Annotated in this window: 13 protein-coding genes; 9 read left to right on the forward strand and 4 right to left on the reverse strand. The window is 65.5% G+C overall.

What is annotated here, in order from left to right; all coding sequences use genetic code 11:
• Together FFK22_RS28560 and FFK22_RS28565 are read left to right on the forward strand one after the other, a co-directional pair.
• Positions 1–284, forward strand: a 284-nt coding sequence (locus FFK22_RS28560; RefSeq protein WP_143956884.1) for a DarT ssDNA thymidine ADP-ribosyltransferase family protein, incomplete at its 5' end; no start/stop codon positions are given.
• Complete coding sequence (locus FFK22_RS28565; RefSeq protein WP_138891390.1) at positions 277–927, forward strand: hypothetical protein; 651 nt, start codon at positions 277–279, stop codon at positions 925–927. The genes FFK22_RS28560 and FFK22_RS28565, both read left to right, overlap by 8 nt.
• 211 nt (positions 928–1138) lie before the next feature.
• Here FFK22_RS28565 and FFK22_RS28570 read toward each other — a convergent pair whose 3' ends face one another.
• Both FFK22_RS28570 and FFK22_RS28575 read right to left on the reverse strand, forming a co-directional pair.
• A complete protein-coding gene (locus FFK22_RS28570; RefSeq protein ID WP_138891391.1) occupies positions 1139–1855 on the reverse strand; it encodes a hypothetical protein in 717 nt (238 codons plus the stop codon).
• The gene (locus FFK22_RS28575; protein WP_221938934.1) at positions 1833–2480 is read right to left on the reverse strand and encodes a Panacea domain-containing protein; all 648 of its coding nucleotides are present in this window, start codon (positions 2478–2480) and stop codon (positions 1833–1835) included. Before FFK22_RS28575 ends, FFK22_RS28570 begins: the two co-directional genes overlap by 23 nt.
• A 293-nt stretch (positions 2481–2773) precedes the next feature.
• On the opposite strand from FFK22_RS28575, the gene FFK22_RS28580 reads away from it, so the two are divergent.
• Positions 2774–3412, forward strand: coding sequence for a TerC family protein (locus FFK22_RS28580; protein ID WP_138891392.1), 639 nt, complete (start codon positions 2774–2776; stop codon positions 3410–3412).
• A gap of 435 nt (positions 3413–3847) precedes the next feature.
• On the opposite strand, the gene FFK22_RS28585 is transcribed toward FFK22_RS28580, so the two are convergent.
• Positions 3848–4372: a DUF3455 domain-containing protein gene (locus FFK22_RS28585; protein ID WP_138891393.1), complete on the reverse strand. Its 525-nt coding sequence runs from the start codon at positions 4370–4372 to the stop codon at positions 3848–3850.
• 98 nt (positions 4373–4470) lie between these two features.
• Positions 4471–4710: a DUF2630 family protein gene (locus tag FFK22_RS28590; RefSeq protein WP_138891394.1), complete on the reverse strand. Its 240-nt coding sequence runs from the start codon at positions 4708–4710 to the stop codon at positions 4471–4473.
• 287 nt (positions 4711–4997) lie between these two features.
• Between FFK22_RS28590 and FFK22_RS28595 the strand changes: the two genes are divergently transcribed.
• The 6 genes from FFK22_RS28595 to nth all read left to right on the forward strand — a co-directional run bounded on the left by FFK22_RS28595 (position 4998) and on the right by nth (position 11721).
• Complete coding sequence (locus tag FFK22_RS28595) at positions 4998–6317, forward strand: sugar ABC transporter substrate-binding protein (protein ID WP_138891395.1); 1320 nt, start codon at positions 4998–5000, stop codon at positions 6315–6317.
• A gap of 201 nt (positions 6318–6518) precedes the next feature.
• Positions 6519–7400 (forward strand): carbohydrate ABC transporter permease, encoded by an 882-nt coding sequence (locus FFK22_RS28600; RefSeq protein ID WP_138891396.1) that lies wholly within the window; start codon positions 6519–6521, stop codon positions 7398–7400.
• A gap of 3 nt (positions 7401–7403) precedes the next feature.
• The gene (locus FFK22_RS28605) at positions 7404–8231 is read left to right on the forward strand and encodes a carbohydrate ABC transporter permease (RefSeq protein WP_138891397.1); all 828 of its coding nucleotides are present in this window, start codon (positions 7404–7406) and stop codon (positions 8229–8231) included.
• On the forward strand, positions 8228–9835 hold the full coding sequence (locus FFK22_RS28610) for a GMC family oxidoreductase (RefSeq protein WP_138891398.1): 1608 nt from the start codon (positions 8228–8230) through the stop codon (positions 9833–9835). The genes FFK22_RS28605 and FFK22_RS28610 overlap by 4 nt, the downstream gene beginning before the upstream one ends.
• Positions 9836–9860: 25 nt before the next feature.
• Positions 9861–10616: an SDR family NAD(P)-dependent oxidoreductase gene (locus FFK22_RS28615; protein ID WP_138891399.1), complete on the forward strand. Its 756-nt coding sequence runs from the start codon at positions 9861–9863 to the stop codon at positions 10614–10616.
• Positions 10617–10809: 193 nt separating this feature from the next.
• Complete coding sequence (nth, locus tag FFK22_RS28620; protein WP_186002704.1) at positions 10810–11721, forward strand: endonuclease III; 912 nt, start codon at positions 10810–10812, stop codon at positions 11719–11721.
• Positions 11722–11744: the final 23 nt, after the last annotated feature.

Genomic DNA, 11744 nt, shown 5'->3' on the forward strand with positions numbered 1-11744 from the left:
CTAGAAAGGAACAACGGGTATCTGATACGGTCTTCCTGAGGATTAACCCTTGCGTTATCAAGGCCACAGGCGTCCTAGTGACTAGTGAAGTCTCCAACAAGAGCGGCGCGATTAGAGAACCGCCTTCGACAATGCTCGACAAGATCGATCTCGACGTTATTTACACCCGTACCGACTGGAAAAATAGCGAAGTGAAGGCACGTCTGAATTCCGCCAAACTATACGAGATACTGGTGCCGAAGATTGTCCCGATTAATATGATTTTGAATATTCCAAATGGCTGAACGACCAGTTTTTGTGCCGCTCAAAAGTGGAAGGCGCTTGGTCTCAGAGGTATCAATTGCGTTTCGCTGGCAACCCGGAATGGCGCCATCCCAAAAACGCAAAAATATTTCTGCCTTACATCAGGCAGCGTCCGATCGTGGCTTGCAGTATATTCTAGAAATTTCCAGCAAATCTGAAAGAGAAATCGGTCGGAGACTTAGCGCCTTTCATCAAAAAATTGAAGTTTCTGGATACCTTGTTTCACTAGAATCCGCATTTCAAGGTAGCAAGGTGTTTGAAAAAGGAGGACCATTTACTGATATATTTCATTTGGACCCGCGCAGCGCCAAGCGCGATTTACGACTTCGTGAATCTGGAAAACTTCTGCACTTCTCCTTTGAAGAGGAAATATTTCCACTCACACCGCCAACCATATTTTACGATTGGCTTTATATTAATGCGATATATCCGGAGCGTAATTGGCTAAGGCGACTATCCAAAATCGACGGATTTACAGATATAGAATTCAATCCGGAGAAATCTGTAAATTGTCAGGCCAGATCTTGCGCCTTATTTGTTTCTCTGGAATCTAGAGGACTACTTGACGAAGCAATTACCTCATTCGAATCCTTCAAAGATATCCTGACGGCATCGGATCTGTAACTCTTCAGAATTCTCAATTGTAAGATTCATCACGAGCCCCCCATTTGCAATCACTCGGTCGTCTGTGGATCACGTTTGACACAGTCCTAAGAATACTGCGACAGAGGCACATGGATTAAGCGGGACACCGCACCATCGCTCCGAGGTGAGTGAAAGCGGGAGCGTACCAAAACTGCTCTGTTAGCCTAATTCGCATTAGGTTGAGCGTCGCCTAGATTAACGGCCCGCGTGTCCCCGTGGCTTTCCGACGCGCATCCATATCCCGTTCCTCGCATACTTCGCGCCAAAGCTCGTAGGTCACGTTGACCATCGATTCCATTTGATCGAGAGAGAAAAGCTCAAGTCCGTCATCGGTATGAAGGATGGGATCACGCTGACCGCCGTTCACGTCCCCAAACTGAAAGATCGCAAAACGAACGGTTTCATAGTCAGGATCCGCAGCGCGGATGCGTTCGTGCATCATCGAGAAAGCAAAACGCCGCGCCTCCCGAGTTAGGCCGCGTGATCGGCGCGGATCAATGAATGGCACGGTAGGGCGACCGTCAAGGGACAGAACCATCGGGAGCCAGTAGACGACCTTCCGTCCTGTGCCCATGGCGAGAGAGAAGAACTCCTGGGCACGCCCAAGTAGCTTCGATGCCGTCGCAAACTCATATAGGCCTCTGGCGACACAAAGGTTCGCCTGCAATTCCTCTTCCGACGTGCATTTCCGTCCTAACAGCGCCTCGATCACAGACCACTCAGTGGCTGCGACCCGGCCAAACATTTCAGGTTGCACGTTGAAGATATCATGGAAGCAGCTGCGCAACGGCCCGTACGAGAACGGCGGCCGCCCGTATCGAATCTGCTCAAGCTGCTTTCGCTGCATCACTTCGGGCAGAGGGGCGATGCGGGCAAGGTCGATGTCAGGTAAAGGGCGTATCTTCACTCGGTTCTCCAGCGACTGGGACGGCTCCGATAGACACCTTATGGTACTTGAAGCGGTCGAGGATAACAGTATCTGGTATCCGAAGCCCGAGCGCAACAGATGTTCGCCCTTTGTCCACTATGAAGTCCCAGGGTGAGTTTTTTGCGTGCGAAATATCGACGAGTCTGCCTGGAGACAGCTTGCCATATGAGTTTAGAACCTGCTGGACGAGTCGCCTCACGGCCGGGCTGTCGGGCTCCAAAATGGGCTTTGATTCGCCCGTCAGCACATCCTGGCTTCGTGCGCGAAATAGAATTGCCTCACTGCCTGCCAACCGATATGCCTTGTAGGCGGCAGGGTGAACCGGACCATATTGCCATGCTTCAAAGTAACCGCTGACCAGAGGCTTCTTTGTTTCATTTAAAAAGATACCGTGAGCGAAGTAGAGAAGCTTCTGAAGAGCAAGGTTAGTAACGCTGATCCCCACACGATCCGCTTCGTCAAGCATGAGATTACCGATACTTCTTGAATCGTGCGGCGCTTCGCTCATGGTGAAACTGATGCTTTCCCGGATCTGGCCCTTCGTGATCACACGAAGCTTTCTAGTAGCACCATGAATGGATTCGCACCACAGACCAACACCCAATGCCCCCCTCCATCCCCGATCGGCCTCAGCGCATAAGCCGTTACCACCGCCTTGGTGTGGCTGTTCACACGCAGCTTGGGGGACGCCGACTGGGGCATATAGTTACCGACAGGTCGAGGGCACCTTTGATCGCCTTACCCGAGGTGCCGGCGGCCAGCCGGGTTAAGCAGTCCAGCTGCGCTGGCCATCCTACAGGCTGCGCTTCACTGTCCTGGGTTCCCTCCCCCTCCATCCTGCGTTAAATCGGCATCGGCCCTCGGCCGCTCCGGACTTCCTCTGCATCGGACCCCGCCATGCCCGACTGGTTATCGCTCGCCGAGCTCACCGCCCTCGTCCAGGTCGTGATCATCGACGTGGCGCTGGCGGGCGACAACGCCATCGTCGTCGGCATGGCCGCGGCCGGGCTGGCCGCCGAGGAGCGGCGCCGCGCCATCCTGTGGGGCATCGTCGCCGCCACCGGCCTGCGCATCGTCTTCGCCCTGTTCACCACCCAGCTGCTGCAGATCGTCGGCCTGCTGTTCGCCGGCGGCATCCTGCTGCTGTGGGTGTGCTGGAAGCTGTGGCGCGAGATCCGCGCCGACCACGCCGCCGAGGCCGCGGCGCTGGCGCAGAACAGCGACACCGAGCCCGGCCTGCCCCCGGCCAAGACCTTCCGCCAGGCCGTCACCCAGATCGTGCTGGCCGACGTGTCGATGTCGCTCGACAACGTGCTGGCCGTGGCCGGCACCGCGCGCGACCACCTCGAGGTGCTGATCGTCGGCCTCGCCCTCTCCGTCGCGCTGATGGGCCTGGCCGCCAACTTCGTCGCCCGGCTGCTGCACCGCCACCGCTGGATCGCCTATGTCGGGCTGCTGATCATCCTGTATGTCGCCGTCGTCATGATGTGGGATGGCGCGCACGAGATCTGGGCTGCGGCCCGGCCCGCTTCATAATTCACCTGGCGTGGCCGCCTGACGGCGGCGTCTCCGCTTCCGGTGCTCACGGACCAACGTCCGCTGCGCGCCGGGTCTCGACGCCACCGCCATCCGACTCACGCCAGCGAATTCCAGCCGTTCTGATCGTCTGACGGCGGGACCGCCCCTCACCCTCCCGTCGCCAACGCGACGGGCCCCTCCCTCTCCCCGAGGAGAGGGGAACAACTGCCGGTGCATTCCAGCCGCTCTGGTCGTCTGACGGCGGGGCCGCCCCCTCACCCTCCCGTCGCCAACGCGACGGGCCCCTCCCTCTCCCCGAGGAGAGGGAACAAGGGGCCGCGCTTCCTGCACCTCTCCTTGGGGAGAGGTCGAAATCGCGCTGCGATTTCGGGTGAGGGGGTGGCGCCGGCTCACTCGTCGGGTGCGGGCGATGCCGGCGGGGCGGAGGCGGGTCTACGGGGCCCGGGCCAGGAAGGCGTAGGTGGCGGTGTAGGGCACGCCGACCAGCGTGTCCGGCCGCACCGGCAGGGCGGCGGGGGCGGCGCCGCCATGGGTGGCGAGGCGCTGCACATAGGTCACCCGCGCCAGCAGGCCCGGCGCCGGGTCGTCCGTCACCGCCACCAGCAGCCAGGGAATGTCGGCCGGATCGGGCGCCGGCGCCGAGACCACCGGCACCGCCGGGTCGTGCGCCACCTTGCTGCCGTCCGCCGCCTCCCAGGACGGGCCGGCATAGTGGAAGATCGCGATCCGGCCGCCGTCGCCGGTCAACCGGGCCAGCGGCGCCTGCAGCACCCAATGCGGCGCGCCGCCGGGCTCGGCGACGCTCTTGTAGATCTGTACGCCCGAGGCCTCGGCGGTGAACAGCAGCCGCGCGCCCGGCGGCTGCAGCGCCGGCGGCGCCTCGGCCGCGACCGCCGGGGGCACGACAGCCGGCACCGCGCCCAGCAGCAGCCAGGCGGCCAGGACCCATCTCCGCATCGGGTTCTCCTTCACCCTCCCGGTTCTCCTGTCCCCGGTTCGCCGCGGCCCCGCCCCTCGTTGCGGTCCGCCCGCTCGCCGCGACCGCCCTCGCGCCCCTACTCGTCGCGGTAGGTGCGGACGATGCCGGCGGGGCGGAGATGGGCGTCGTCGGGGTCCTGGCCGAATTCGCGGCGGGCGCGGCGCTGGCGCAGCAGGTCCCAGGCGCGGTCGAGCTCGACCTGGATCTCCTTCAGCCGCCTCAGCTCGGGGTCGCTCGGACGGCCGCCGGACCACAGCCGCTCCTCCTCCGCCACCAGCTTCTCGATCCGGTTCAGCACGGATTGGTCGGTCGTCATTCCAGGCACACTCCCCTCGGTCGCTCCCGAACCGAGAGTAGCGCAAAGCACGGGCCGCGCCAGGGGAGCGCGACCGGTCGCCGCTGCGCGCCTTCGCGCACCGCCCCGTACCTCTCCGCTTGACTCCGGGCGGCTGCGGCATGAACATCTGTTCATCGGTTGAGCAGAATCACAAACTGTCCGATCGACCGTCAGGCGCCCGCCGCAAAATCGGCGTAGGCTTCCCGCCGGAAGAGAGCGAGACCGCGACAGACGCGGCTTTGGAGGAACAACCCGAGGAGGCCCCCATGCCCTGGAAGATGTGCAAGGCCCTGGCCGGAGCCGGCGCGCTGGCGCTGCTGCTCGCGTCCGGTTCGGCGATGGCGCAGCAGAAGCTGACCATCGCCACGGTCAACAACGCCGACATGATCATCATGCAGCGCCTGTCGAAGGACTTCGAGAAGGAGAGCGGCATCGCGCTGAACTGGGTGGTGCTGGAGGAGAACGTGCTGCGCCAGCGCGTCACCACCGACATCGCCACCAATGGCGGCCAGTTCGACGTGCTGACCATCGGCACCTATGAGGTGCCGATCTGGGGCGGCCAGGACTGGCTGCTGCCGATCGACAACCTGCCGGCCGACTACGCGCTCGACGACGTGCTGAAGCCGGTGCGCGACGGGCTTTCGCATGAGGGCAAGCTGTACGCCCTGCCCTTCTATGCCGAAAGCTCGATGACCTTCTACCGCAAGGACCTGTTCGAGAAGGCCGGGCTGAAGATGCCGGACCAGCCGACCTATGAGCAGATCAAGGAGTTCGCGGCCAAGCTGCACGACCCCTCGCACGAGATCTACGGCATCTGCCTGCGCGGCAAGCCGGGCTGGGGCGAGAACATGGCCTTCGTCGACCCGCTGGTGAACACCTTCGGCGGCGCCTGGTTCGACATGAACTGGAACCCGACCATCGACACCCCGGCGTGGAAGGAAGCCATCACCTTCTATGTCGACCTGCTGAAGAACTACGGCCCCCCGGGCGCGCCGTCGAACGGCCACAACGAGAACCGGGCGCTGTTCGCCAGCGGCAAATGCGCGATGTGGATCGACGCCACCTCGGCCGCCGGCTACCTGTACAACCCGAAGGACTCGACGGTGGCCGACAAGGTCGCCTTCGCCCAGGCGCCGATCGCCAAGTCGCCGAAGGGCAACCACTGGCTGTGGTCCTGGGCCCTGGCCGTGCCGAAATCGACCAAGTCGCCGGACGCCGCCAAGAAGTTCATCACCTGGGCCACGTCGAAGCCCTATATCGAGGCGGTGGCGAAGAGCGACGGCTGGACCGTGGTCCCGCCGGGCACGCGCAGCTCGACCTACGCCAACCCCGAGTACCAGAAGGCCGCGCCCTTCGCGTCCTTCGTGCTGAAGGCGATCGAGACCGCGGACCCGAACGACGCCACGGTCGAGAAGGTGCCGTACACCGGGGTGCAGTTCGTTGGCATCCCGGAGTTCCAGGCCATCGGCACCGAGGTCGGCCAGCAGATCGCCGCCGCCCTCGCCGGCTCGGTCACGGTCGACGCGGCGCTGAAGGCCTCGCAGGAAGCCGCCGACCGGGCGGTGACCCAGGGCGGGTATAAGTAGGGGCCTCAGACTTGTCGCCCGGAGATCCTGCGGGGTCTCCGGGCTTCCCTTCCCCCCACCGTCATTCCCGCGAAAGCGGGACTCTCCCGCCGGTTCCTCCGTGACGAGATCCCCGCTTTCGTGGGGATGACGGGGGAGGATTGGGTCTAGACTCCCCACCCCCGCGCCTGTTGCGCATCGTCAAGAGAAAGGACGCACGCCATGGCCGCCATCGCCTCGACCCGGCGCAAGGCGCAGCTGCTCCTCGCCCCATCGGTCACGGTCCTGCTGTTGTGGACCTTCGTGCCGCTGGCGGCGACGATCTACTTCTCGACCCTGCGCTACAACCTGATGAATCCCGCGCGGCGCGGATTCGCGGGGCTGAACAACTACATCTACCTGGTCGGCGACCCGGCGTTCTGGGACGCGATCCAGAACACGCTGATCCTGGTCGGCGCCGTGCTGGCGATCACCGTGGTGCTGGGCACCCTGATCGCGCTCTTGCTGGACCAGCCCTTCCCCGGCCGTGGCATCGTCCGCGTCCTGGTGATCGCGCCGTTCTTCGTCATGCCGACGGTCAGCGCCCTGGTCTGGAAGAACATGATGCTGCATCCGGTCTCCGGCGTGCTGACCTGGGTGGCGCGCTCGGTCGGGCTCGAGCCGATCGACTGGCTGAGCCAGGCGCCGCTAGCCGCGATCATCATCATCGTCGCCTGGCAATGGCTGCCCTTCGCCATCCTGATCCTGCTGACCGCGCTGCAGTCGCTGGACCATGAGCAGCGCGAGGCGGCGCGGATCGACGGCGCCGGGCCGATCGCGATGTTCTTCTTCATCGTGCTGCCGCATCTGATGCACGCCATCGGCGTCGTCATCATGGTGATGACCATCTTCCTGCTGTCGATCTTCGCCGAGATCCTGGTCACCACCAATGGCGGGCCAGGCACCGCCAGCACCACCCTGACCTATCTCGTCTACCGGAACGGGCTGCAGCAGTTCAATGTCGGCGGCGCCTCGGCCGGCGGCGTGATCGCCGTGATCCTGGCCAACATCGTCGCCTTCTTCCTGGTGCGCGCCTTGGCCCGCACCCTGCGCAAGGGGGGCTGAGCCATGGCCATTCAACGCAGCGCGCGGCAGGCGGTCGGCGTCACCATCCTGGGCTGGGCAGTCGGGCTGATCCTGTTCTTCCCGATCGGCTGGATGGTGCTGACCAGCTTCAAGACCGAGATCGACGCCTTCACCACCCCGCCGTCGATCTTCTTCACCCCGACCTTGGAGAACTACGCCGCCGTCAATTCGCGCATCGACTATTTCAGCTATGCCCTGAACTCGGTGTACATCTCCTTCGGCTCGACCCTGCTGTGCCTGGTGATCGGCGGCATGGCGGCCTATTCGATGGCCTTCTTCCCGACCAAGCGGACCGAAGGCACGCTGTTGTGGATGCTGTCGACCAAGATGATGCCCGCGGTCGGCGTGCTGGTGCCGATGTATATGGGCTTCCGCGACCTCGGCCTCTTGAACTCGGTCGTCGGCATGGTCCTGCTGATGACCCTGGTCAACCTGCCGATCGTGGTGTGGATGCTGTACACCTATTTCCGCGACTATCCGCGCGAGATCCTGGAGGCGGCGCGGGTGGATGGCGCCACCTCGTGGCAGGAGATGCTGTACATCCTCTTGCCCACCACCCTGCCCGGCATCGTCTCGACCTCGCTCCTGACCATCATCCTGGCCTGGAACGAGGCGTTCTGGAGCATCAACCTGACCGGGCCGGATTCCGGGCCGCTGACCGCCTTCATCGCCTCGTTCTCCAGCCCGGAGGGGCTGTTCTGGGCCAAGCTCTCCGCCGCCTCGACGCTGGCCATCGCGCCAATCCTGGTGCTGGGCTGGCTGTCGCAGCGGCAGCTGGTGCGCGGCCTGACCTTCGGGGCGGTGAAGTGAATCCAGGCTACGACTTCATCGTCGTCGGCGGCGGCAGCGCGGGCTGCGTCGTCGCCAGCCGGCTGGTGACCGAGCGGCGGGCCCGGGTGCTGCTGCTGGAGGCCGGGGGGCGGCGCGGCAGCCGCCTGCTCGACATGCCCGCCGGCTACATGAAGTTCCTGAACCAGGACACCTATCTGACCCTGAACCAGACCGTGCCGCAGGAGCAGCTGGGCGGCCGCGCGCCGATCATCCCGACCGGCAAGCTCCTGGGCGGCGGCAGCGCGGTCAACGCCATGGTCTATATGCGCGGCCGGCCGCAGGACTATGACGGCTGGGACGCCGAGCTCGGCGGCGGCTCCGGCTGGGGCTGGGCCGACCTGCTGCCGTACTTCGTCAAGCAGGAGGGCAACGACCATCTCGGCGCGCCGTTCCACGGTACCGAGGGGCCGCTGAAGGTCTCGCATCTCGGCCAGCATTGCGCGATGAGCCGCGCCTTCGTCCAGGCGCTGCAGGGCATGGGCGTGCCCTACCGGCCGGACTTCAACGGCGGCGAGCAGGCCGGCGTCGGCTTCATGCAGCACACCATCGACGCCGCCACCCGCACCCGCTGCAGCGCCGTCGCCGCCTTCCTGGCCCCGGTGCTGCGCGACCCGAAGCTGACGGTCGAGACCGGCGCCGTCGTCACCCGCATCCTGGTCGAGGGCGGCCGGGCCACCGGCGTCGACTACATCCAGGACGGCCAGACCCGCCGCGCGACGGGGGCCGAGGTGATCCTGGCCGCCGGCGCCTATGCCTCGCCCAAGCTCTTGATGCTCAGCGGCATCGGCCCGGCCGCGTCGCTGGCCCGGCACGGCATCCAGGTCAAGGCCGACCTGCCCGGCGTCGGTGCCAACCTGCAGGACCATCACGAGGTGCCGGTGGTGGCCGCCACCAACGGCGCCTATGGCTATTTCGGCCAGGACCGCGGCCTGCCGATGGTCCTGGCCGGGCTGCAATATCTGCTGTTCAAGACCGGGCCGGTGACCACGACGGGCGTCGAGGCCTGCGCCTTCATCGACCCGGATGGCGACGACCAGAGCGATCCGAAGCTGCAGCTGTACTGCGTGCCGACCGTCTATCTCGACCGCGACGTCACCGGCGTGGCGCCGACCGACGGGGTGACGCTGAACGCCTGCCTGATGCGGCCGAAGGCGCGCGGATCGGTGGCGCTGCGCTCGGCCGACCCGACCGACCCGCCGCTGATCGACTGCGCCTTCTTCGGCGACCCGGAGGATCTGCGCCTGTCGGTCGCTGGGCTGCGCTTCGCCCGCCGGGTGCTGGCGGCCGACCCGGTGGGGCGGATGGTGACCGGCGAGATTTTTCCGGGCGACGCCACTGTGAGCGACGAGGACCTGGCGGCGCATTGCCGGCGCACGGTCAAGACCAACTACCACCCGGTCGGCACCTGCCGCATGGGGCCGGAGGGCGACCCGATGGCGGTGGTCGACCGCGTGCTCAACGTCCGCGGGGTCGAGCGGCTGCGCGTCATCGACGCCTCGATCCTGCCGCGGGTGACCAGCGGCAACACCAACGCCCCGGTGCTGGCGGTCGCCGACCGGGCGGTCGATCTGATTCCGAATTAGCTTTTTCGATGTGATGGAGAGGACCATGTACCGCGAGAAATTCGACCTTTCCGGACGCGTGGCGGTGGTGACCGGCGGCGGCCGCGGCATCGGCCGGGCCACCTGCGAGGCGCTGGCCGAGGCCGGCGCCAAGGTGGTGGTGGCCGAGATCCTGGCGGATATCGGCGCCGACACCGCCAAGGCCGTGGGCGGCGAGTTCATCAAGCTGGACGTCACCGACCCCGACGCCGTGACCAAGGCGGCCGACGACGTCCAGGCCCGGCTCGGCCGGGTCGACGTGCTGGTCAACAACGCCGGCATGGCCCGCAACAGCGACGCGCTGGCGACCAGCGACGAGGAATGGCGCAAGGTCATGGACCTGAACGTCAACGCCGTCTTCTGGTGCGCCCGCGCCTTCGGCAAGCACATGGTGGCGGCGAAGCGCGGCAGCGTGGTCAATATCGGCTCGATGTCCGGCATCATCGTCAACAAGCCGCAGGGCCAGGCGCATTACAACGCCAGCAAGGCGGCGGTGCACCTGCTGACCAAGTCGCTGGCCTGCGAATGGGCGCCGCACGGGGTGCGGGTCAACGCCATCGCCCCCGGCTACATCGCCACCGACATGACCCTGGCCGGCCGCACCAAGAAGGAATGGTACGACCAGTGGATCGAGATGACGCCGATGGCCCGCTGCGGCGAGCCCTGGGAGATCGCCGCCACCGCCTTGTTCCTGGCCGCCGACGCCTCCGGCTTCTTCACCGGCGCGATCCTGGGGCCGGATGGCGGGTATACGGCGTGGTGAGCTGATACGGCTGCCCCCAAGCCGTCATGGCGAGGAGCGAAGCGACGTGGCCATCCAGAGGCCTGTGCCGCTGGGATGGCCACGCCCCCGCGGGGCTCGCCATGACGGTTTTGGATTGAGAGACCCTGTCCATCCCGTGATTCGACTCGCTCTGGTTCCCGATTTGTTCTAACTTACTGGCATGGTCGAACCCATGCCTGCCACCGCCCGGCTGATCCGGATCGATGCTGCCCTGGCCGCCGCCTTCGGGCCGCCGCCGCGCTGGCTGTATCCGGACCCGGTCGAGGTGCTGGTGCTGGCCCTCTTGTCCGCCCGCACCCGGGACGAGGTGGCGCTGGCCGCCCATCGGGTGCTGCGCATCCGCTTCCCCCGCTGGCAGGACTTGCTCGACGCCGACCCGGCGGTGGTCGAGCGGCTGATCGGCCGCACCACCTGGCCCGACCGCAAGGCGCAGACCCTGCAGGAGGCGTTGCGGGCGCTGCAGGCCGCGCGCGGCGGGCTGGAGCTGGACTTCCTGGCCGGGCTCGGCGTCGAGGACGCGACCACCTGGCTGCGGACGCTGCCGGGCGTCGGGCCGAAGACGGCCGCGTGCGTGCTGCTGTTCAGCCGGCTGCGGCTGCGTGCCCTGCCGGTGTCGACCGGCCATCACCGCATCGCCAAGCGGCTCGGCCTGATCTCGCGCCGCGCCAGCGCCGAGGCGGCACATGAGCCGCTGCTGGCGATGCTGCCGCCGGACTGGGACAATGACCGGATCGAACGGCATCACTGGCTGGTCAAGCGCCTGGGCCACGACCATTGCACCGACCGGCGGCCGCGCTGCGGCAGCTGCCCGGTGCGGGCGCTGTGCCCGGGCCGCGGCCGCATCCGCCCCACGCCGGAGCACCGCATCCGCCAGCTTCCCCTGCCCTTCCCCGGCATCGATGTCCAGGTGCAGCCAGGCTTCACGTCCGGGGTCGCAATGGAATCTTCGCCCGCTCTTCGTCACAAGCGAACGAAACCTTCTTTTTCGATCGGAACCTCCACCCCGGATGTCCGATCCCGCGGCGATCTGATAACTTTCCCAAAAAGGGAGAGATTGGAGGTTCGCCCGTCTGCGAGGACGTGAACCCGATTCCCATTCCGGAGGGT

Source organism: Mycobacterium sp. KBS0706 (genome assembly GCF_005938675.2).
Taxonomy (GTDB): domain Bacteria; phylum Pseudomonadota; class Alphaproteobacteria; order DSM-16000; family Inquilinaceae; genus Inquilinus.